Origin of the sequence: Nocardioides humi, assembly GCF_006494775.1 — a bacterium.
GTDB lineage: Bacteria > Actinomycetota > Actinomycetes > Propionibacteriales > Nocardioidaceae > Nocardioides > Nocardioides humi.
Window position 1 is genome coordinate 4,510,440 of the sequence record NZ_CP041146.1, and the last position, 20,370, is coordinate 4,530,809.

A 20,370-nucleotide genomic window follows, 5' to 3' on the forward strand; every position below is an offset into this window, starting at 1 on the left:
ACCTCTCAGACGCTCGTGGTCAGCCGGTCCGGCTCGCCCGCCGGCGGCTGCACGGCGGACGCACCGCGATCGAGCCTGCTCGGCCACCAGATCCTGCTGCCGAGGTCGAGGTTCAGCGCGGTGACCAGGACCGACCGGACGATCATGGTGTCGAGCAGGACCCCAGCGCGACGGCGACGCCGATCTCGGCCAGGAAGACCAGGGGCAGCGAGCCCAGCACCAGGAAGGTGGCGGCCAGCACCAGTCCGGCGGAGGTGATCACCCCGCCGGTCGAGGACAGCGCGACCAGCGACCCGGCCCGGGTGCCCCGGGTAGCCGTCTCCTCCCGCACCCGGGTCATCAGGAAGATGTTGTAGTCGATGCCCAGGGCGACGAGGAACACGAACGCGAAGAGCGGGAAGCTCGGATCGGTGCCGGCGAAGCCGAAGACGTACTCGAACAGCAGCGCCGAGATGCCCAGCGCGGCGCCGAACGAGAGGACGACGGTCGCGATCAGCAGCACCGGCGCGAGCACGGCCCGCAGCAGCGCCAGCAGGATCAGGAAGACCACGAGCAGCACCAGCGGGATGATCACGACGTTGTCGCGGTTGGACGCGATCTTGGTGTCCAGGTAGAACGCCGACCCGCCGCCGACCAGGGCGTCGGCGCCGTCGACGTCGTGGACGGCGGTGCGGCTCGCCTCGACGATGTCGGCCGCCCGCTGCGAGGAGATGTCGGCCCCGATCGTGGCCTCGAAGTAGGACCGGCCGTCGGCGATCGGCACCGGGTCGTCGGCCGCGCCGAGCCCGTCGATGCCGGCGAGGGCGTCGACCACGGCATCGATCTGATCGGTGTCGGCCACCACCTGGATGGTGTTGGAGGCGTCCTGCAGGCCGTGCTCCTCGAGGATCCTCTGGCCTTTGACGGAGTCGAACTCCTTCGTGTAGGTCTCCTCGGTCGACAGGCCGCCGGTGTCCAGCTTGAACAGCCCGAGGCAGGCCACCAGCAGCAGGCCGGTGGTGACCACCCACACCGCCCGGGGGCGCGGCTTGATCGCGTTGCCGACCCGTGCCCACAGGCCGGAGCTGGTGGGCTCCGGCGAGCCGAACGCGGGCCGCTTCGGCCAGAACACCCAGCGGCCGCAGATCACCAGCAGGGCGGGGAGCAGGGTCACCATCACCAGGAAGGTGACGGCGATGCCGATGGCGAGCACCGGGCCCAGCCCGGCGGTGGAGTTGAGCTCGGCGACGACCAGGCAGAGCATGCCGACGCAGACCGTGGCCGAGCTGGCGAGGATGGCCGGCGCCGCGCGGTGCAGCGCGAAGGCCATCGCCTCGTGGCGGTCCTCGTGCCGACGCAGCTCCTCCCGGTAGCGGGCCACCAGCAGCAGTGCGTAGTCGGTGCCGGCGCCGATGACCAGGATGCTCAAGATGGCCTGGCTCTGACCGTTGACGGTCAGGTCGGCGTACCTCGCCAGCAGGTAGACGATGCCGGTGGCGATGAGGTTCGCGACGACCGCGCACAGCACGGGGAGGAGCCACAGCACCGGGCTCCGGTAGGTGAACAGCAGGATCACGATCACCACGCCGAGCGCGGCCAGGATGAGCGTGGTGTCGAGCCCCTCGAACGCCTCGGCGGCGTCGGCGGCCTGGCCGCCGTACCCGGCCAGGTGCACGCTCACGCCGTCGAGCTCGGCGATGTCGCGGATCGCGTCGGCGGCGTCCGGGACGGCGTTCCAGCCCTCGTCGCCGAAGTTGAGCACCAGGTAGAGGTAGGCGGCCTCCCCGTCGTCGGAGACCAGCTGCTGGGGGAGCTGCAGCTGCTCGGCGACCCGGGGCGAGAGCACGTCGGGCGTGCCGTCGCCGTCGGAGTCGGCGACGCCGTCGACCTCCGCGGCGATCTCGGCCGCCTGCTGGTCCATGGCGGCGAAGTCGGCGTCGGTGAGCCCGCCGGAGCGGTGGTAGACCACGAGGGTCGGGATGTCGTTGGGGTCGACCGACTCGGAGAGCTCCTCGAGGACCTTGGTCGACTCGGCGGAGCCGGGCAGCCAGGAGGAGGCCTCGTTGTTCTGGACGTCGATCAGCTTGGCGCTCAGCGGCGCCAGGGCGAGGGCGGCCACGATGACGCCCGCGGCCACCAGCCACTTGGTCACGGGGCCGGTCAGCCTGCCGGCGATCTGACGGTGCATGGGGCTCACCCTTCCACTGGGTTCCGACAAGGGCATCAGGGATGTCTCCGGGGCCGACCCTGAGATCGTCCCGGATTCATCGCGGGGCGGGAGCTCGTCGCCGACACCGGAAGTCTGCGCCGTCCACCAGACACACGACGACCCCGAAATGTGACATTCCGGGGTCGTCGTACGCCGTGCAGCGGGGGTCAGAGGCCGAGGAACCGGCCGATGATCTCCTTCTGGATCTCGGTCGTGCCGCCGTAGATCGTCTGGATCCGGGTGTCGGCGTACGCCTTGGCGATGGGGTACTCCAGCATGTAGCCGTAGCCGCCGTGCATCTGCAGGCCCTGGTCGACGATCTTCTTCTGCAGCTCGGTGGTCCACCACTTGGCCATGGACGCCAGCGCCGTGTCGACCTTGCCCTCGTTGAGCAGCTCGACGCAGTGGTTCACGAAGGTGCGGGCGACATACGCCTCGGTCGCCATCTCGGCCAGCACGAAGCGGGTGTTCTGGAACGTGCCGATCGGCTTGCCGAACGCCTCGCGGCTCTTGACGTAGTCGAGGGTGAGGTCGAGGACGTGCTCGATCGCCGCGATCGCGATGGTGGCGATCGAGACCCGCTCCTGGGGGAGGTTCTGCATCAGGTAGACGAAGCCCTGGCCCTCCTCGCCGAGCAGGTTCGCCTTCGGCACCTCGACGTCGTCGAAGCTGAGCTCGGCGGTGTCCTGCGCCTTGAGCCCGAGCTTGTCGAGGTTGCGGCCGCGGGTGAAGCCGGCCATGCCCTCCTCGACGACGAGCAGGCTGATGCCGTGGGCGCCGGCGTCGGGATCGGTCCGGGCGACGACGATCACCAGGTCGGAGTGGATGCCGTTGGTGATGAAGGTCTTCGAGCCGTTGAGGACGTAGTGATCGCCCTTGTCGACGGCCGTGGTGCGGATGCCCTGCAGGTCGGAGCCCGCGCCCGGCTCGGTCATCGCGATGGCGGTGACGATGTCGCCCGACACGGTGCCGGGCAGCCAGCGCGCCTTCTGCTCGTCGTCGGCCAGCGCCACCAGGTAGGGGACGGTGATGTCGTTGTGGAGCGCGAAGCCGAGGCCGGTCGCGGCGACCCGGGCGATCTCCTCGGTCAGCACCATGTGGTAGCGGAAGTCCCGGATCCCCGGGCCGTCGTACTCCTCGGGGACCTCGAAGCCGAGCAGGCCCGCCCGGCCGGCCTTGCGCCAGACGTCGCGGTCGATGAGCCCGTCCTTCTCCCACTGCTCGTGGTGCGGGACGACCTCGCGCTCGAGGAAGGTGCGCGCGGTCCTGCGGAAGTCCTCGTGCTCGGTCTCGTAGATGCTGGGACGCTCGGGCATCAGCTCACCCACTCCTTGATCTGTGCGATGGTGCCGGCCGGGTCGTCGCTGGCCGGTGAGACGGAGAGGTTGGTCACGCCGGACTCCCGGAAGGCGGCGATCCGCTCCCGGACGTACGACGCCGGGCCGACCAGGTTGCCGGCCTCCAGCCACTCGAGCGGGACCAGCGCCTCGGCCTCCTTCTTCTTGCCCGACAGGTAGAGGTCCTGGATCTCCTTGGCCTCCTTCTCGAAGCCGTACTCGCAGGCCAGCTGGTTGTAGAAGTTCTTGTCGCGCGCGCCCATCCCGCCGACGTACAGGGCGTAGAGGGGGCGCATGAAGTCGAGCAGCGCCTTGGTCTCGGGGCCCTCGCCGATCGCGACCATGCCGCCGGCGGAGATCTCGAGCGGGCGCAGGTCGGCGGAGCGCCGGGCGGCGCCCCGGGCGAGGGGCTCGCCCCAGACCTCCTTCGCCTTCTCGGGGTAGTAGAGGAAGGGCAGCCAGCCGTCGGCGACCTCGGCGGTCATCGCGACGTTCTTGTCGCCCAGCGCCGCGACCCAGATCGGCAGGTCGGCCCGCTCGGGGCGGTTGAGGAGCTTGAGCGGCTTGCCGAGTCCGAGACCCTGGCCCTCGGGGAGGGGGACCTGGACGGTCTTGCCCTGGTAGTCGAGGCGCTCGCCGCGCAGGCCCATCCGGAGCACCTCGATCACCTCGCGGGTGCGGGTCAGCGGGCGGTCGTACGGCAGGCCGTGGAAGCCCTCGATGACCTGGGGGCCGGACGCGCCGAGGCCGAGGACGCCGCGGCCGCCGGAGACGTTGTCGAGGCCGGCGGCGGTCTGCAGCAGCGCGCCCGGCGTACGCGAGAAGACGTTGAGGATGCCGGCGCCGATCTCGACCGTGTCGGTCTTGGCGGCGAGGTAGCCCATCAGGGTCGGCGCGTCGAAGCCGTACGGCTCGGCGACCCAGATGGTGTCGAGTCCGGCCTTCTCCAGCGCGACGACCTGGTCGGCCGATTCGCGCGGGTTGCCGGCGTAGACGAGGGGCATCGAGAGTCTCATGGGCACAACTGTGACAGTAATACTGTCACAATGTCCATGGGGTGCCGGGCGTGAGACCGGTCTCCGCGGGCGGGTGCCGCCGTGATAGGAGGAAGCGTGACTTCTGAGACCTCCTCCCCCCGCTACACCGTCGCCGTCATCGGCGGCACCGGACCGCAGGGCAAGGGCCTGGGCTACCGCTTCGCGCGCCACGGCCACGACATCGTCCTCGGCTCCCGCGCCGCCGAGAAGGCCGAGACCGTCGCCGCCGAGGTGACCGAGCGCCTCGCCGGCGTCGACGGCGCCGGCACGGCGCGCGGCGCCGCCAACGCCGACGCGATCGCGGCCGCCGACGTCGTCCTCCTCGCCGTCCCGTACGACGGCCACGACGAGCTCGTCGCCGCGCTGGCCTCGGGCGGGGCCCTGGACGGCAAGACCGTGATCTCCTGCGTGAACCCCCTCGCGTTCGACAAGCGCGGCGCCCACGGCCGGGTGATCAACGGCGGCGAGGGCTCGGCCGCCGAGTCCGCCGCCGAGATCGCCCCCGAGGCGACCGTCGTCGGCGCCTTCCACAATGTCGCCGCCCCCGCGCTGTGGGGCGAGGACGAGTTCCTGGACGAGGACGTCATCGTCGTCGGCGACTCCGCCGACGGCAAGCAGGTCGCCATCGACCTCGCCGCCTCCGTCACCGGCCGCCCCGGCGTGGACGGCGGCAAGCTCCGTCTCGCCCGGGTGCTCGAGCCCTTCACCGCGGTGCTGATCTCGATCAACCGCAAGTACAAGACCCACTCGGGCATCCGGGTCACCGGCCTCGGCGAGCACTGAGCCCGCCGCGCGTCGGTCGGGGAGGCGTCAGCCCGCCTCCCCGACCAGCCGCTCGATGAGGGCGCGCGCCTCGGGGCCCGGCCGCCACACGCTGTTGGTGGCGTCGTCGACCGAGAACCACCCGTTGCCGCAGTCCGAGCGCACCTCGACCCGGTCCGCCCAGGCCGTCAGGCCGACGAACCGGGGGAACGGCGGCGGCGCGCCGCAGTCGACGTACCCGGCGTTCCGGCGGGTGTTGGCGTCCAGGTCGTCGAGCAGCAGGTCGAGCTCGGCGGCCGAGATCGGTGCCGGCGGCCCGTCCGCGACGCAGAGCACCGCCACGGCGAGGTCCTGCGGCCGGCCGAGCGTCGGCGAGGCCGGGTCCCTCGCGCAGTCGATCGCGGCGGCGTCCGGCGCCGCCGGGGGAGCGAGCCGCTCCCGCTGGTCCCGCAGCAGGTCGATGAAGCGCTGCCACGGCAGGTCCGCACCCAACCGCTCCACACCGTCGACGACCACCTCCCGGCAGCCGTAGAGGGCGCCGGACGCGACGACGGTGGACCCGTCGGCGTAGGCGAAGACCAGCTGGTAGCCGGGGCCGAGCTCCGCGGTGCAGTTGGTGTCGGGCGACTTGAGGTCCAGCCCGTTCACCGCCGCCGCGACCTCGTCGACGTCCGTCACCAACGCATCGGCCGGCACCTCGATCGGCCCGCCGTCGCCCTCGCACAGCCGCACCGAGGCGGCGCCGTCCGGGACGTGGTCGGGCCCGGTCCGCGTCCGGGCGTCCACCGGGTCGGGCGGGCACGCCCCTGCGTCGACCGGCGCGGTCGGGCTCCGGTCCGCCGCGTGGTCTGGGACCCGACCGCCGTCGCCCGGGGTGGCGATGATCGCGACGACGACCAGCACCGACGCGGCGACGCCACCCGCCGCCAGCAGCGTCGTACGACGAGCGCGCCGGGCCAGCGTGCGGGCGCCCGCCGCCCGGTCCGGGACCGCCGGCGCCTCCGGCACCGCGTCGGCCAGCCCCGCACGCAGCCACTCCTCGTCAGTCATCGCCGGGCTCCTCTCGTCGCAGGTGGGGAGAGGAGCGCAGCGCCCCGATGGCGCGCGAGCACTGACTCTTCACGGTGCCGACGCCGATCCCGAGGACGGCGGCCGTCTGCTGCTCGGTGAGGTCCTCGAAGTAGCGCAGCACGACGACCGCCCGCTGCCCGCGGGGCAGCCGGGCCAACGCGGCGACCAGGTCGCTGCGGGCGTCGCGGTCCTCGGCGGCCGCGGCCCGCTCCGGCAGGTGCTCGGTCGGGCGCTCGCCCCGCCACCTGCGGCGCCACCAGGAGACGTACGTCGTGTACACGACCCGCCGGACGTAGGCCTCGAAGCCGTCGGCGCCGACCCGCTCCCAGGCCCGCCACGACTTCGCCAGCGCCGTCTGCACGAGGTCCTCGGCGAGCTGGTGGTCGCCGGTCAGCAGCCATGCGGAGCGCCACAGCGCGTCGCCGCGCGCCGCGACGAAGCCGTCGAAGCCGTCGAGCCCGTCGTCCTCGACGGCGTCGTGCGGCATCGTCCCGTCCACCACCGTTCGCTCCATCGGCACCCCTCTCACCTGCAGGAAGCGGGTGGAGGTGCCGAAAGGTTGTCAGCCGGCGAGCCCCTCGACCACCTCGGCCCCCGGCGCCCGCGCGAACAGCTCGCCGGGCACGAGCAGCTTCGAACGGCGCAGGCCGGAGCCGATCACGGCGAGCTCCATCTCGGGGACGCGGGCGTCGACCAGCAGCCGCCAGTTCGCGGGCAGGCCGACCGGCGTGATGCCGCCGTACTCCATGCCCGACTCGGCGACCGCCCGCTCCAGCGGCAGGAACGACGGCTTGCGGACGTCGAGCAGCCGCTTCACCGTGTGGTTGACGTCGGCGCGGGTGTCGGCGCGCACCAGGCACGCGGCCACCCGCTCCTCGCCCTCCCGCCTGCCGGCGACGAGGACGCAGTTGGCACCGGCCTCCATCGGGACGTCGTAGGCCGCGCTCATGGCGGCCGTGTCGGCCAGCTCGGGGTCGATCTCGACGACGGCGATCCGCTCGGCGCCGGGCCAGGCGCCGAGGGCGGTCGCGACGGACGGGGCGACCAGCTCGGGGTGCTCGAGCGCGACGAGCGAGGTCAGGCCGGTCAACTGGGGGAGGGTCACTGCCAGCCCCGCATCCGGTGGTCGTCCCACTGGTCCCCGGCCTGGTCGTCGTGGCGGCGGCTGCGGAACACCGACGCCAGCAGTCCCGCGGCGCCGGCGACCAGCCAGGGCAGCCCGAGGATCCAGCCGGCGTTCTCCAGCTTCACGGTGTCGCTGGTGAGCAGCGCCCACACGATCACCAGCCCGGCGAACGCGACGCCCATGACCAGGTGGCCGGTGTTGACCGGGTGCCGTCCGGTACGGCGGTCGCGGCCGGCGCCGTCCGCGGGTCGCTCCTCGCGGGGCAGCTCGGTGGTGGGGTCGCTCATGACGCGCTCCTGAACTCGATCTGGCCGAGGTCGAGGTCGGCCTCGACCGTCAGCGTGGGGTCGTCGGCGTCGGTGCCGTAGCTGCCCTTGCCGTCGTCGCTGGTCTTCTTGCCGAACATGACCACCTCGCCCGCGTCGATGGTGCCGGACGCCTCCACGTTGAGGCCCTCCCCGGGGACGATCACCACGATGTGGCCGACCGCGAGCTCGAGGTCGAGGGTCTGGCCGTCCAGCGCCTCCAGGTCGTCGATGTCGCGCAGGTCGATGAGGATCTCGCCGATGCCGAGCTCGTAGGAGGGGTCCAGGTCGGCCGCCTGGTGCAGCGCGGGCTTGACCTGGCCGAGCTCGAGGTTGCCGGCGAGCGAGGTGACGGCGGTGGCCGCCGCGGCCACCAGGCCGACGAAGATCAGGCCGCCGGCCCGGCCGTAGAACGCGCCGACGAGCAGCATCAGGCCGCAGGCGCCCAGCACCGTCGCGGGGTACGCCGAGGGCGTGATGTCGACGCCCGCCAGCTGGAGCGTGCCGAGGACGCCGACGCCGAGGGCGGCGAGCCCGACGGTGAAGGGGAAGAGCAGCGGGCCGCGGCGGCGCGGGTCGCGGGGACGCCGCGGGGACGGCGGCGGGCCGGGCCGGTAGCCCGGGTAGGCGGCTCCGGGCTCGCCCACGGGCGAGCCCGGCGGGGGACCGCCGCGCAGCCACGGGTGGGTCGGGCCGCCCGGCTTGATCGCCTGCTTGCCGCCGAGGACCAGGATCAGCACCAGCCCCGCCACGAGCAGCGGCCACGGGAAGTCCGGGCCGCCCACGGTGTCCCCGATGACGGAGGCGACGGTGACGACGCCGGCGATGATGAGGGCCGCCGTACGGATGCCCTCGTCGACGCGGATCACCGACTCCTCGGTGCCCTCCTCGGGGACCAGGAGCCAGCACACGGCGTACAGGATCAGGCCGCCGCCACCGAAGAACGTGAGCACCACGAACGCCACCCGGACGAGCAGCGGGTCGATGTCGAGGTGGCGGGCGATCCCCGCCGCGACGCCGGCGACCTTGCGGTCGTCGCGGCTGCGCCGGATCCGGGCCAGGTCGCGGACCTCGTCGCGGGTCACGCGCGGGCCCGAGCCCGGGGGCTCGTTCTCGGTGTCGGTCGGTGCGTTCATTCCGGGGTCCCTGCGAAGTTGTTCGGAGGAGCGAAGCGGGGGAGAAGAACTTCGTGGGGTGGTTTCATGTCATCCAGCCTGCGGGGTCGACGGCCTGCGGACCATCGGGGACAGCCCTGATCCTGCCGCATCCCCCGGGGTGGGCATCAGGGTCGGCTCAGGGTGCTTCCCGCTGCTGGCGCGGGGCCCGCTGTGTGACGATGGAGGCATCATGAGCACCGCTGCGACCACCCCTGCGCCGCCGGCCGCCGCACCCGGCGCACCGGCCGGCCAGGACGTCCGCGACGTCCGGCGCGCCTGGCGCGATCTGCGCGACCCGATGATCGGCGGGGTCGCCGCCGGGCTCGCCGCGCACCTCGGCGTCTCGGTCCGCATGGTGCGGGTGGCGTTCGTCATCACCACGGTCATCGGCGGCTTCGGCGTGCTGACGTACGCCGCCCTGTGGGCGCTGCTGCCCGCCGGGCCCCCGCCCGAGCTGGTCGCCCCGGGCCTGGCGAGTGCCGCGCGGGACGGGCGCCGCCCCGGCCGCGGGCGCCGCCTCTCCGACATCGGGCCGGTCGTCACCCTCGCCGTCCTCGGCGTGGGCGCGGTGTTCGCGACCGAGGCGCTGCTCGGCACCGGCTGGTGGATCTGGCCGCTCGGCATCGCCGTCGTCGGCGTCGCCCTGCTGTGGCGCCAGGCCGACGAGGCGCAGCGCGAGCGCTGGCTCGACGCGACCGATCGGATCGACCCGGTGCGGATGTTCCTCGGTGGCGGCGGCTGGGCCGCCTGGGCCCGGATCGCCGCCGGCGTCGGCCTCGTCGTCGTCGCGCTCGTCCTCTTCACCCTCCGCGACGGCTCGCTGTCGGTGGCCCGCGACGCGGTGATCGCCGTGCTGCTGGCGATCGGCGGCCTGGTGATCGTGCTCGGACCGCTGGTCTACCGGCTGCTCGCCGAGCTCAGCGACGAGCGGGCCGAGCGGGTCCGCACGCAGGAGCGCGCCGACGTCGCCGCCCACCTGCACGACTCCGTCCTGCAGACCCTCGCGCTGATCCAGAAGAACCCCGCCGACGCCGCCCGCCTGGCCCGCGCCCAGGAGCGGGACCTGCGCGCCTGGCTCTACGCCGGCGAGTCGATGGACGAGGCCACCGTCGCCAGCGCCCTGCGGGCCGCCGCGGCCGAGATCGAGGACGCGTACGGCGTGACCGTCGACGTGGTCGCCGTCGGCGACCGCGACTACGACGAGTCCGCCCGCCCGATCGTCCAGGCCGCCCGCGAGGCCACGACCAACGCGGCCAAGCACGCCGGCGTGCCGCGCGTCGACGTGTATGCCGAGATCACCGAGGCCGGCATCGACGTGTTCGTCCGCGACCGTGGCGCCGGCTTCGACCCGGACGCCACCCCGGAGGACCGGCTCGGCGTCCGACGCAGCATCATCGACCGCATGGAGCGGCACGGCGGCCGGGCCGAGATCCGGTCCGCGCCCGGCGAGGGCACCGAGATCCGGCTGCGGCTCGAGGTTCAGAATGGGTCAGGGGAGTGAGAGACGTTGTCGAAGAACCTTGAGGGGCCGGTGCGCGTGGTGGTCGTCGACGACCACGCCATGTTCCGTCGCGGCGTCAGCGCCGAGCTGGGTGCCACGGGCGCCGGCCGGGTCGAGGTCGTGGCCGAGGCCGCCGATGTCGACGAGGCCGTCGCGGCCGTCCAGCAGCACCGGCCGGACGTCGTACTGCTGGACGTGCACCTGCCCGGCGGAGGCGGCGTCGAGGTGATCCGGCGGGTCAAGGACGGCGACGTGCGCTTCCTCGCGCTGTCGGTGTCCGACGCGGCGGAGGACGTCATCGGCACCGTCCGCGGCGGCGCCCGCGGGTACGTCACCAAGACGATCACCGGGCCCGAGCTGGTCGACGCGATCGCCCGGGTCGCCGACGGGGACGCCGTCTTCTCGCCGCGGCTGGCCGGCTTCGTGCTCGATGCCTTCGCCGGCGCCGGGCTCTCCGCCGACCTCGCGAGCGTGGACGAGGACCTCGACCGGCTCACCGAGCGGGAGCGGGAGGTGATGCGGCTGATCGCGCGCGGGTACTCCTACAAGGAGGTCGCCAAGGAGCTGTTCATCTCGATCAAGACGGTCGAGACCCACATGTCGTCGGTGCTGCGCAAGCTGCAGCTGTCCTCGCGGCACGAGCTGACCCGGTGGGCCTCGGACCGGCGGCTGCTGTGATCCGCGGCGCGGGGCTGCTCCTCGTCGCCGCGCTGCTCGCCGGATGCTCCGGTGGTACGACGAGCGAGCCGCCGGCCGCGTCGCCCACGCCGTCGCCGATCTCGCCGGCTCCGTCGCCGACCGCCCCGCCGAGCGACCCCGGCCCGGCGTACTCCGACTGGGAGCTCGGCGTCCACGTCCTGCCGCGCACGCCGGACGGGTACGGCGAGATCCGGCCGACGCCGAAGCCGCTGCGGGTGCGCCGGTTCCCGACGAAGGACCTGCTGCCACCGCCCGCGGACGGGGAGTTCCATGCGAGCGTCGGGCCGGTCACCGACGCGATCCGCCAGCGGATGGGGGAGACCTGGTCGCCCGCCTGCCCGGTGGCGCTGGCGGACCTGGCGTACGTGAACGTCTCCTTCCGGGGCTTCGACGGCAAGGCGCACACCGGCGAGCTGGTGCTCGCCGCCAAGGTGGCCGACGACGTGGTGTCGGTGTTCCGCGCGCTCTTCGCGGCCGGGTACCCGATCGAGGAGATGCGGCTGCCGACCACCGCCGACCTCGACGCACCGCCCACCGGCGACGGCAACGACACCGCCGCGCTGGTCTGCCGCGCGGCCCGCGGCCAGACCTCGTGGTCGGCCCACGCGTACGGTCTCGCGATCGACGTCAACCCGTTCCTCAACCCGTACCACAAGGGCGACGTGGTGCTGCCGGAGCGGGCGTCGGCGTACCTCGACCGGAGTCGCACCCAGCCCGGCATCATCCACGCCGGCGACCTGGTCGTGCGCGAGTTCGCCCGGATCGGCTGGACCTGGGGCGGCTCGTGGAGCTCGCTGAAGGACTACCAGCACTTCTCCGCGACCGGTCGCTGATCCGGGGTCCGCCACCGCATACAGTTCGGGCATGGAGACCGTGCGCCTGATCCTGCTCATCCTCCACATCCTGGGCTTCTCGGCCCTGATCGGCGGGCTGCTGGCGCAGGCCGGATCGGCCGACAAGAAGGTGACCGGCGTGATGCGCGACGGCGTCGGCACGGCGTTCCTCGCCGGCCTGCTCCTCGTCGGCGTCCTCGAGGGCGGCGACGACCCGGTCAACCACGCCAAGGTGGGCGTCAAGCTCGCCATCGGCCTGGTCCTCCTGGTGCTCGTGATGGCCAACCTGCGCAAGGCCAAGATCCCCGACGGCCTCTGGGCCGGCCTGCTCGTCCTCTCCGTCGCCGAGGTCTGCATCGCCGTGCTCTGGTCGCCCGTCCACAGCTGATCCGGCCGGGCTCCCTGTCGCGGAGCCGTGCACCGCTGTAACACGCAGTTCGCCCCTCTGGCAGCCAGGTCTCTGCTGTAACACGTAGTCCTCAGACCTAGCAGCCGCATGCCTGTGGTTGCAGCCCGCCACAGGGCCCGAAAAACGAAGTGTTCGGGCGGGTAGAGCAGCGAACAACGTGTTACAGCACGACATCAGGGCGGCGCGTCCCGGTTCGTGCGACGGCGCACGAGACCAGAACGAGCCCGATGGAGAGCCTGGCGGAAGGTCCGACGGTCAGGCTGCCCAGCGCTCCCAGCCCATGATCCGGTAGGTGGGCGGGCGCAGCTGCGGCCGTGGTCGGGGACCACGGGGTCGGTACGCCGCGAGGTCGGCGATGTCCGTGCCGTAGCGCTCGCAGGTGGCGAGGTACTCGCGCAGCATCCGGCTCCTGCCCAGGTTCGCGCCCGGGCCCCAGACGTCGCCCCACGTCACCCGGCACACGCCGAGCTTGAATCCCGCGATGAAGTCCTGACGCCCCTTCTCGGCCCAGAGGACGTCCGTGGCCGGCCGGTCGGCGTACCCGCCGTCGACGGGGGCGAGGATCTTCACCTTGCCGTCGAACTCGTAGATCTGTCGGCCGAGGCGGACATCGCACCAGACCGTACGTCCGTCGGCGGTGAGGCCGAACTGGACCTCGGGCGTCCCGAACCCCAGGCTCTCCACCGAGTCGCGCAGGAGCGTCTCGCCGATCGAGTCCGTATGCGGGGTGGCTGAGGCGATCACGTCGCGGATCACGGTGGAGTGCGGCCAGCAGTACATCTGCCGCGCCACCTCCAGCAGGTCCCTGCGAGTGACGCCCAGCCTCATCGCGGAATCGACCGCGACCAGACCCGCCAGGTAGCCATGCTCGCGGACGATGTCGAGCGCGGTCCGCGCCAGTCCGAGCATCGACATGCCGCCGACGATGCAGACCTGCTCCGGCGGGTACGGCGCGAGATGCTGTGCGATTCCGTCGCGCCGGTGCGTGCCGACGATACCGGGTCGGGTCAGATGAGAGGTCGGATCCGGTTCCCGCAGGACGGGTAGCCGGAGCGCGTAGGCCGCCGAGTGGTGACTCATCACGTGGGGATGACGCATACGCAGACTCGCCGCGCGATCCGCCAGCATCCGCTGCTCGGCGTGGCTGGTGAGCGTGTCGACGTACCGCGTCTCGGCGTAGACACCGCGCCGTACGGCGGTCCAGCGCCCGGAGTTGACGAGACGGTCGATCTGTTGGGCGGACATGCCGGCCGCAATGGCCTGTGGTCGGGTGATCAGGCCCCATTGCGTACTCATCACGGCGATGACTCGACTGTTCATGAGCAGACCTTGCGCGATGAGGCGGACGCCGGACGCGGCTCCGGTCGATGGCTGTGGACAACACGCCGAGCTGCGGGCCCTGTGGATGAGTCGCGGGCCGCGATGGAACGGATGCGACGGGTGGGATCGGTCGGGTCGGTCGCATGTAACACGTGGTTCGCAACTCTTCCAGCCCCGTCCCGGTGGTAGCAGCCGCGTACAGACCGGGTTTGGCGAAGTCATGCGGCTGCTTGAGCAGCGAACAACGTGTTACAGGTGCTGCGCGGCGCTCAGGCAGGCGAACCACGTGTTACAGCGCGTGCCGAGCCCCCCGCGCGACCAGCAGTCACGGGCGTCGGCGCGGCGCCGTAGGCTGGCGGGAGCATGATCGACTCCGCGACGCCTCCGGCCCTCACCGCCCCTTCGCCCCTCACGGCACAGTCCCTCCTCGAGGGGCTCAACGACCCCCAACGCGAGGCCGTACGACACGAGGGCGCGCCGCTGCTCGTCGTGGCCGGTGCCGGCTCGGGCAAGACCCGGGTGCTGACGCGCCGGATCGCGTGGACGATCGCCGTCCGCAAGGCCCATCCGGGCTCGATCCTCGCGATCACCTTCACCAACAAGGCCGCCGCGGAGATGAAGGAGCGGGTGGCCGAGCTGGTCGGCAACCGCGCCCGGATCATGTGGGTGAGCACCTTCCACTCGGCGTGCGTGCGGATCCTGCGCAAGGAGGTCGAGCACCTCGGCTACGAGCGGCTGCGGTCGAACTTCTCGATCTACGACACCCAGGACCAGAAGCGCCTGATCCAGCTGGTCTGCAGCGACCTCGAGCTCGACCCGCGGCGCTACCAGCCGGGGCCGGTGCTGCACTGGATCAGCAACCAGAAGAACGAGCTGCGCGAGCCCGACGAGGTCGCGGCGGAGGCCCGCAACACGAGCGACGAGACGTACGCCGCGGCGTACTCCGCCTATCAGCGGCGGTTGCGCGAGGCGAACGCGATGGACTTCGACGACCTGATCATGGAGACGGTCCGGCTGTTCCAGCTCAAGCCGGACGTGCGCGAGACCTACCGGCGGCGGTTCCGGCACATCCTGGTCGACGAGTACCAGGACACCAACCACGCCCAGTACGCCCTCATCCACCAGCTCTGCGGGCAGGACCTCGAGGAGCACGACCCGACCACGCTCGACGGGCTGCCGGCCGACCGGGTGCCGCCGGCGGAGCTGATGGTCGTCGGCGACGCCGACCAGTCGATCTACGCCTTCCGCGGCGCCGACATCCGCAACATCCTCGACTTCGAGAAGGACTTCCCGGACGCGCGGACCATCCTGCTCGAGCAGAACTACCGCTCCACCCAGACCGTGCTGAGCGCCGCCAACGCCGTCATCGAGCGCAACGAGAGCCGTAAGCCGAAGCGGCTGTGGTCCGACGCCGGAGACGGCGAGAAGATCGTCGGGTACGTCGCCGACGACGAGCACGACGAGGCGCGGTTCGTCTCGGGGGAGATCGACAAGCTGGTCGACGCGGGCATGCGCGCGGCGGACGTGGCGGTGTTCTACCGGACCAACGCGCAGTCCCGCGTGTTCGAGGAGATCTTCGTCCGCACCGGCATGCCCTACAAGGTCGTCGGCGGCACACGGTTCTACGACCGCAGGGAGATCCGGGACGCGCTGGCGTACCTGCGGGTGCTGGTGAACCCCGACGACCAGGTGTCGCTGCGCCGGATCGTCAACACCCCCCGCCGCGGCATCGGGCAGCGCGCGGAGGCGGCGATCGGCGCCTTCGCCGAGCGGGAGCGGATCACGTACTGGGAGGCGCTGCAGCGCGCCGGCGAGGCCCCCGGCCTGGCCACCCGCAGCCAGACCGCGATCGAGGGCTTCGTCGCGCTGGTCCAGGAGCTGCAGCAGATGGTCGAGGCGCGCGAGCGGCCCGACGTGATCCTCGAGACCGTGCTCGACCGGTCGGGCTACCTCGTCAGCCTGGAGAACTCCGACGACCTGCAGGACGAGACCCGGCTGGAGTACCTCGCCGAGCTCGTCGCCGTGGCCCGGGAGTTCGCCGAGGACCCCGTCGCCGGCCCCTCGGCCGATCCCGCCGACGTCGACGCCGGCATCCTCGAGCCCGGCCTGGCCGACTTCCTCGAGCGGGTCGCGCTGGTGGCCGACGCCGACCAGATCCCCGACGCGCCCGAGGACGACCCGGATGCCCCCGAGGACCAGGGCGTCGTCACCCTGATGACCCTGCACACCGCCAAGGGCCTGGAGTTCCCGGTCGTCTTCCTCACCGGCATGGAGGACGGCGTCTTCCCCCACTCCCGCGCCCTCGGCGACCGGCCCGAGCTGGAGGAGGAGCGGCGCCTGGCGTACGTCGGCATCACCCGCGCCCGCCAGCGCCTGTACGTCTCCCGCGCCATGGTCCGCTCCGCCTGGGGTGCCCCCTCGATGAACCCGGGCTCCCGCTTCCTCGGCGAGCTCCCCATCGACCTCGTCGACTGGCGCCGCACCGAGGCCGACCAGACCCGCTGGTCGCGACCGTCGTACGGCGGACCGGGCGGCCCCGGCGGCTCCGACGACTACGCCGGCAACCGCTTCGGCCAGCCCACCGCCGCCGGCCGCCGCAACTTCAGCTCCGCCGCCGCCCGTGCCGACGCCGCCGCCAAGTCCAAGACCTCGCGCCCCATCCCGGTCCTCGCCCCCGGCGACAAGGTCACCCACGACACCTTCGGGCTGGGCACCGTGGTGTCGGTCGAGGGTGCGGGGGACAAGTCCGTCGCGTCGATCGACTTCGGCTCCGACGGCGTCAAGCGGCTGCTGCTGCGGTACGCGCCGGTGGAGAAGCTCTGACCGGAGCGAAGCGACATCGGTCATCGAGTAGCGATCGCGGGTGAGGGACGAACCCGCGAAGAGCGTATCGAGACACGGTGAGCCGATGCCGTGCCTGTGCTGCGCAACCGGCATGCGTCTCGATACGCCCGCCGCGGCTTCGTTCCTCAGTCGCGCCGTGCTACTCGACGACCAATGTCACGCCGGATCGCGGTTCGCCCTCGCAAGCTCGGGCGATTCCGTGCTACGGCGTGACGCCGTGCTGCCGCAGCGCCGCGTCCGGGTCGACCGGGTCGCCGCCGCCGGGGCGGACCTCGAGGTGCAGGTGGGGGCCGGTGACGTGGCCGGTGCTGCCGACGTACCCGATGGTCTCGCCGGCGCGGACGGTGTCGCCGGGGGAGACGTTGAACGAGCTCTGGTGGCAGAACCAGAGCTCGGTGCCGTCGTCGAGGGTGATGACGGTCTTGTTGCCGTAGGCGCCGTCGAAGCCGGCGGAGGTGACCTTGCCGTTGGCGACGGCGCGGATGGGGGTGCCCGGAGGGGCGGCGAAGTCGAGGCCGGTGTGGTAGCTGGACCAGAGGCCGTACTGGCCGAACTTCGCGGTCAGCCGGTAGCTGGCGAGGGGGAGCACCCACTTGTTGAGGGCGATCTCGGCGGCTTCCCGCTCGGCGTCGCGGGCCAGGTTGCCGAGGGCGCTGGTGCGCTCGGCGGCGGAGCGCTCGGCCTCGGCGACGAGGTCGCTGCCGGCGGCCTGGGCGAGGGCGTCGCGGTCGGAGTCGCGGCTCACGGTCTCGGCGCGGGTGCCGACGACGGCGCTGCCGAACGAGCCGGTCAGCGCGTTGGGGGAGCTGAGGCGGTCGCCGGCGGCGGCCAGCTGCGGGTCGGCCGAGGTGACGACGCCGCCGACCGCGACCGCGATGGTGGCGACGCCGACGGCGACGGGCAGTGTGGGCAGGCCGCGGAACAGCGGCCCGCGGGCGCCGGCGTGCTTGACGGCACGGCGCTTGCCGGCCGGCTGGACGGCGCGCAGCGTGGTCGAGGAGTCGGAGACGGGGTCGGCCAGCGGGATGTCGCGCAGGGCGGGCAGCTCGACCGTGGGCGCGCGCTCGAGGGTGCGCAGCGGCGCCACGGCCTCGGCAGCCAGCGCCGGCTCCGCGATCACCGCCACCGGCTCCACGACGGCCGGGACGACGGGCTCGACCGGCCGCGCGACCCGCTTGCCGACGTACGTCGAGGGGGTCGCAGGGGTCTCGGTCTCCGAGCGGCGGGCGACGCGCTTCCCGACGTACGTCGACCCGGTGGTGGAGGAGCCGAGGGTCGATTCCGGGCGCGGCGCGTTGTGGTCCGCTCGGTGGTTACCCATCGACTGCTGACTCCTTGGGGGACGATCGTGCAGGCTCGCTCCCCCCGCTCCCAGCGTCGGGCGGCCCCGAGTGGCGGCCCCGGCCGGGGTGGCTGTCAGGTGACAGCCGGGTGAAACGTGCGTGCCGACCATAGCCGATGCCGGGACGGCCCCGAAATCGTATGTCCGGATCCTGTGGACACGCAGCAGAACGCCGGGAACGGCCCGGAACCGCCCGGACCGCGTGACCCCTGTCACGTCGGGTCCAGTGGGCGGCTCCCGGACTCGTCCTACTCGTGGGTCGGGACTATCGTGCCCGGGGGTGTGCCGCTGTTGCGCACCGAACCTCTGACCAAGACGTGAGGACGTATCAGTGGACCTGATGGAGTACCAGGCGAAGGAGCTCTTCGCCAAGCACGGCGTGGCCACCACCCTCGGGACGGTCGTCGAGACCGCCGAGGAGGCCAGGGCCGCGGCGGAGCAGATCGGCGGCGTGACCGTCATCAAGGCGCAGGTCAAGGCCGGCGGCCGCGGCAAGGCCGGCGGCGTCAAGCTCGCGAAGACGCCCGACGAGGCCTTCGAGCACGCGTCCAACATCCTCGGCATGGAGATCAAGGGCCTGACGGTCAACCGCGTCCTGGTCACCCCGGCCACCCCGCCGGAGGAGGAGTACTACTTCTCCTTCCTCCTGGACCGGTCCAACCGGCAGTACCTGTGCATCGCGTCGGTCGAGGGCGGTGTGGAGATCGAGGAGGTCGCCAAGACCAACCCCGACGCGGTCAAGCAGATCGGCATCGACCCCGGCAAGGGCGTCGACGCGGCCAAGGCCCGCGAGATCGCCACCGAGGCGAAGTTCCCCGAGCCCGTCTTCGAGCAGGCCGTGAAGATGATCGAGGACCTCTACAAGGTCTTCGTCGAGGAGGACGCCACCCTCGTCGAGGTGAACCCGCTCGCGCGGCTCGCCGGTGACAAGCTCGAGGCCCTCGACGGCAAGGTGTCGCTCGACGACAACGCCTCCGAGGTGCGTCACCCCGACCACGAGGAGTTCGAGATCCGCGAGGAGGCCGACCCGCTCGAGGCGAAGGCCAAGGACCTCGGCCTCAACTACGTCAAGCTCGACGGCCAGGTCGGCATCATCGGCAACGGCGCGGGCCTGGTCATGTCGACCCTCGACGTCGTCGCGTACGCCGGCGAGAACCACGGCGGCGTGAAGCCGGCCAACTTCCTCGACATCGGCGGCGGCGCCAACGCGCAGGTGATGGCCAACGGCCTCGACGTCATCCTCAACGACGAGCAGGTCACGTCGGTGTTCGTCAACGTCTTCGGCGGCATCACCGCGTGCGACGAGGTCGCCAACGGCATCAAGGGCGCCCTCGAGCTCCTCGGCGACAAGGCCACCAAGCCGCTCGTCGTCCGCCTCGACGGCAACAACGTCGAGCAGGGCCGCGCGATCCTCGACGAGCTGAACCACCCGCTCGTCACGCAGGTCGACACCATGGACGGCGCGGCCGACAAGGCCGCCGAGCTGGCGAACGCCTGAGATAGAGAGCGATAGACAGATGAGCATCTACCTCAACAAGGACAGCAGGATCATCGTCCAGGGCATCACCGGCGGCATGGGGGCCAAGCACACCGCCCTGATGCTCGACTCGGGCGCGACGATCGTCGGCGGCGTGAACGCGCGCAAGGCCGGCACCACGGTGACGCACCAGGACCACGACGGCAACGACGTCGAGCTCCCCGTGTTCGGCACCGTCGCGGAGGCGATGAAGGAGACCGGCGCGAACGTGTCGGTCCTCTTCGTCCCGCCGGCGTTCACCAAGGACGCCGCGATCGAGGCCATCGACGCCGAGATGCCGCTGATCGTGGTCATCACCGAGGGCGTCCCGGTCCAGGACACGGCCGAGGTGTGGTCGTACCTGCAGGGCAAGTCGACCCGGATGATCGGCCCGAACTGCCCCGGCATCATCACGCCGGGCGAGTCGCTGGCCGGCATCACGCCGCACACCATCGCGGGCAAGGGCCCGGTCGGCCTGGTGTCGAAGTCGGGCACGCTGACCTACCAGATGATGTACGAGCTGCGTGACTTCGGCTTCTCGACCGCCATCGGCATCGGCGGCGACCCGATCGTCGGCACCACGCACATCGACGCGCTCCAGGCCTTCGAGGACGACCCGGAGACCAAGGTGATCGTGATGATCGGCGAGATCGGCGGCGACGCCGAGGAGCGGGCCGCGGACTACATCAAGGCCAATATCACCAAGCCCGTCGTCGGGTACGTCGCGGGCTTCACCGCTCCCGAGGGCAAGACCATGGGCCACGCCGGCGCCATCGTGTCGGGCTCCGCGGGCACCGCGGCTGCCAAGCAGGAGGCCCTCGAGGCCGTCGGCGTCAAGGTCGGCAAGACGCCGTCCGCGACCGCGGCTCTCGCCCGGGAGATCCTGCAGTCGCTCTGAGCGGCTCTACCTGCTGAGAGGTCGT

The 20,370-nt window shown here is 72.0% G+C and carries 19 protein-coding genes; 8 read left to right on the forward strand and 11 right to left on the reverse strand.

Features of this window, described 5'->3' with window-relative positions; genetic code table 11:
• Window positions 1-5 precede the first annotated feature (5 nt).
• The 4 genes from FIV44_RS32545 to FIV44_RS21890 all read right to left on the reverse strand — a co-directional run bounded on the left by FIV44_RS32545 (window position 6) and on the right by FIV44_RS21890 (window position 4,541).
• Window positions 6-146: a hypothetical protein gene (locus tag FIV44_RS32545; RefSeq protein ID WP_246086546.1), complete on the reverse strand. Its 141-nt coding sequence runs from the start codon at window positions 144-146 to the stop codon at window positions 6-8.
• Window positions 143-2,167: an MMPL family transporter gene (locus tag FIV44_RS21880; protein ID WP_246086547.1), complete on the reverse strand. Its 2,025-nt coding sequence runs from the start codon at window positions 2,165-2,167 to the stop codon at window positions 143-145. Before FIV44_RS21880 ends, FIV44_RS32545 begins: the two co-directional genes overlap by 4 nt.
• A 188-nt stretch (window positions 2,168-2,355) precedes the next feature.
• Window positions 2,356-3,504: an acyl-CoA dehydrogenase family protein gene (locus FIV44_RS21885; protein WP_141006284.1), complete on the reverse strand. Its 1,149-nt coding sequence runs from the start codon at window positions 3,502-3,504 to the stop codon at window positions 2,356-2,358.
• The gene (locus FIV44_RS21890) at window positions 3,504-4,541 is read right to left on the reverse strand and encodes an LLM class F420-dependent oxidoreductase (RefSeq protein ID WP_141006285.1); all 1,038 of its coding nucleotides are present in this window, start codon (window positions 4,539-4,541) and stop codon (window positions 3,504-3,506) included. Before FIV44_RS21890 ends, FIV44_RS21885 begins: the two co-directional genes overlap by 1 nt.
• Window positions 4,542-4,637: 96 nt before the next feature.
• Here FIV44_RS21890 and npdG point away from each other — a divergent pair, with 96 nt between their 5' ends.
• Window positions 4,638-5,345, forward strand: coding sequence for an NADPH-dependent F420 reductase (gene npdG / locus FIV44_RS21895; protein WP_141006286.1), 708 nt, complete (start codon window positions 4,638-4,640; stop codon window positions 5,343-5,345).
• Window positions 5,346-5,372: 27 nt separating this feature from the next.
• Here the strand turns inward: npdG and FIV44_RS21900 are convergent, their stop codons facing one another.
• From FIV44_RS21900 to FIV44_RS21920, 5 genes are read right to left on the reverse strand one after another with little or no spacing between them, the layout of a single operon-like run.
• A complete protein-coding gene (locus FIV44_RS21900) occupies window positions 5,373-6,374 on the reverse strand; it encodes a hypothetical protein (protein ID WP_141006287.1) in 1,002 nt (333 codons plus the stop codon).
• Window positions 6,367-6,909: a SigE family RNA polymerase sigma factor gene (locus FIV44_RS21905; RefSeq protein WP_246086548.1), complete on the reverse strand. Its 543-nt coding sequence runs from the start codon at window positions 6,907-6,909 to the stop codon at window positions 6,367-6,369. The genes FIV44_RS21900 and FIV44_RS21905 overlap by 8 nt, the downstream gene beginning before the upstream one ends.
• A 48-nt stretch (window positions 6,910-6,957) precedes the next feature.
• Entirely contained in the window at window positions 6,958-7,485 is a 528-nt protein-coding gene (locus FIV44_RS21910) for a YbaK/EbsC family protein (protein WP_246086549.1), read from the reverse strand.
• A gap of 11 nt (window positions 7,486-7,496) precedes the next feature.
• Window positions 7,497-7,808, reverse strand: a complete 312-nt coding sequence (locus tag FIV44_RS21915) for a hypothetical protein (protein ID WP_141006289.1) — start codon at window positions 7,806-7,808, stop codon at window positions 7,497-7,499.
• Window positions 7,805-8,962 carry a PspC domain-containing protein gene (locus tag FIV44_RS21920; protein WP_141006290.1) on the reverse strand — a complete coding sequence of 386 codons (1,158 nt, stop codon included), beginning with the start codon at window positions 8,960-8,962 and terminating at the stop codon, window positions 7,805-7,807. The genes FIV44_RS21915 and FIV44_RS21920 overlap by 4 nt, the downstream gene beginning before the upstream one ends.
• A 211-nt stretch (window positions 8,963-9,173) precedes the next feature.
• On the opposite strand from FIV44_RS21920, the gene FIV44_RS21925 reads away from it, so the two are divergent.
• Genes FIV44_RS21925 through FIV44_RS21940 form a run of 4 tightly spaced genes read left to right on the forward strand, consistent with a single transcriptional unit; the run spans window position 9,174 to window position 12,404 of the window.
• On the forward strand, window positions 9,174-10,484 hold the full coding sequence (locus tag FIV44_RS21925; protein WP_141006291.1) for an ATP-binding protein: 1,311 nt from the start codon (window positions 9,174-9,176) through the stop codon (window positions 10,482-10,484).
• A gap of 6 nt (window positions 10,485-10,490) precedes the next feature.
• Window positions 10,491-11,162: a LuxR C-terminal-related transcriptional regulator gene (locus tag FIV44_RS21930; protein ID WP_141006292.1), complete on the forward strand. Its 672-nt coding sequence runs from the start codon at window positions 10,491-10,493 to the stop codon at window positions 11,160-11,162.
• Window positions 11,135-12,016, forward strand: coding sequence for a M15 family metallopeptidase (locus FIV44_RS21935; RefSeq protein WP_219996133.1), 882 nt, complete (start codon window positions 11,135-11,137; stop codon window positions 12,014-12,016). The genes FIV44_RS21930 and FIV44_RS21935 overlap by 28 nt, the downstream gene beginning before the upstream one ends.
• A gap of 31 nt (window positions 12,017-12,047) precedes the next feature.
• The gene (locus tag FIV44_RS21940; protein ID WP_141006293.1) at window positions 12,048-12,404 is read left to right on the forward strand and encodes a hypothetical protein; all 357 of its coding nucleotides are present in this window, start codon (window positions 12,048-12,050) and stop codon (window positions 12,402-12,404) included.
• Between the two features lie 276 nt (window positions 12,405-12,680).
• On the opposite strand, the gene FIV44_RS21945 is transcribed toward FIV44_RS21940, so the two are convergent.
• Window positions 12,681-13,967 (reverse strand): type IV toxin-antitoxin system AbiEi family antitoxin domain-containing protein, encoded by a 1,287-nt coding sequence (locus FIV44_RS21945; protein WP_141006294.1) that lies wholly within the window; start codon window positions 13,965-13,967, stop codon window positions 12,681-12,683.
• Between the two features lie 141 nt (window positions 13,968-14,108).
• Between FIV44_RS21945 and pcrA the strand changes: the two genes are divergently transcribed.
• Window positions 14,109-16,568, forward strand: coding sequence for a DNA helicase PcrA (gene pcrA / locus FIV44_RS21950; RefSeq protein ID WP_141006295.1), 2,460 nt, complete (start codon window positions 14,109-14,111; stop codon window positions 16,566-16,568).
• Between the two features lie 223 nt (window positions 16,569-16,791).
• Here the strand turns inward: pcrA and FIV44_RS21955 are convergent, their stop codons facing one another.
• On the reverse strand, window positions 16,792-17,910 hold the full coding sequence (locus FIV44_RS21955; RefSeq protein ID WP_141006296.1) for a M23 family metallopeptidase: 1,119 nt from the start codon (window positions 17,908-17,910) through the stop codon (window positions 16,792-16,794).
• 352 nt (window positions 17,911-18,262) lie between these two features.
• On the opposite strand from FIV44_RS21955, the gene sucC reads away from it, so the two are divergent.
• On the forward strand, window positions 18,263-19,429 hold the full coding sequence (sucC, locus tag FIV44_RS21960; protein ID WP_141006297.1) for an ADP-forming succinate--CoA ligase subunit beta: 1,167 nt from the start codon (window positions 18,263-18,265) through the stop codon (window positions 19,427-19,429).
• Between the two features lie 19 nt (window positions 19,430-19,448).
• Window positions 19,449-20,345: a succinate--CoA ligase subunit alpha gene (gene sucD / locus FIV44_RS21965; RefSeq protein WP_141006298.1), complete on the forward strand. Its 897-nt coding sequence runs from the start codon at window positions 19,449-19,451 to the stop codon at window positions 20,343-20,345.
• Window positions 20,346-20,370: the final 25 nt, after the last annotated feature.

Bases quoted from the DNA above. Each gene is read 5' to 3' on its own strand.
- FIV44_RS32545 (WP_246086546.1), bottom strand. From the start codon at position 146: ATGATCGTCCGGTCGGTCCTGGTCACCGCGCTGAACCTCGACCTCGGC.
- FIV44_RS21880 (WP_246086547.1), bottom strand. From the start codon at position 2,167: ATGCACCGTCAGATCGCCGGCAGGCTGACCGGCCCCGTGACCAAGTGG.
- FIV44_RS21885 (WP_141006284.1), bottom strand. From the start codon at position 3,504: ATGCCCGAGCGTCCCAGCATCTACGAGACCGAGCACGAGGACTTCCGC.
- FIV44_RS21890 (WP_141006285.1), bottom strand. From the start codon at position 4,541: ATGAGACTCTCGATGCCCCTCGTCTACGCCGGCAACCCGCGCGAATCG.
- FIV44_RS21900 (WP_141006287.1), bottom strand. From the start codon at position 6,374: ATGACTGACGAGGAGTGGCTGCGTGCGGGGCTGGCCGACGCGGTGCCG.
- FIV44_RS21905 (WP_246086548.1), bottom strand. From the start codon at position 6,909: ATGGAGCGAACGGTGGTGGACGGGACGATGCCGCACGACGCCGTCGAG.
- FIV44_RS21915 (WP_141006289.1), bottom strand. From the start codon at position 7,808: ATGAGCGACCCCACCACCGAGCTGCCCCGCGAGGAGCGACCCGCGGAC.
- FIV44_RS21920 (WP_141006290.1), bottom strand. From the start codon at position 8,962: ATGAACGCACCGACCGACACCGAGAACGAGCCCCCGGGCTCGGGCCCG.
- FIV44_RS21925 (WP_141006291.1), top strand. From the start codon at position 9,174: ATGAGCACCGCTGCGACCACCCCTGCGCCGCCGGCCGCCGCACCCGGC.
- FIV44_RS21940 (WP_141006293.1), top strand. From the start codon at position 12,048: ATGGAGACCGTGCGCCTGATCCTGCTCATCCTCCACATCCTGGGCTTC.
- FIV44_RS21945 (WP_141006294.1), bottom strand. From the start codon at position 13,967: ATGACTTCGCCAAACCCGGTCTGTACGCGGCTGCTACCACCGGGACGG.
- pcrA (WP_141006295.1), top strand. From the start codon at position 14,109: ATGATCGACTCCGCGACGCCTCCGGCCCTCACCGCCCCTTCGCCCCTC.
- FIV44_RS21955 (WP_141006296.1), bottom strand. From the start codon at position 17,910: ATGGGTAACCACCGAGCGGACCACAACGCGCCGCGCCCGGAATCGACC.
- sucD (WP_141006298.1), top strand. From the start codon at position 19,449: ATGAGCATCTACCTCAACAAGGACAGCAGGATCATCGTCCAGGGCATC.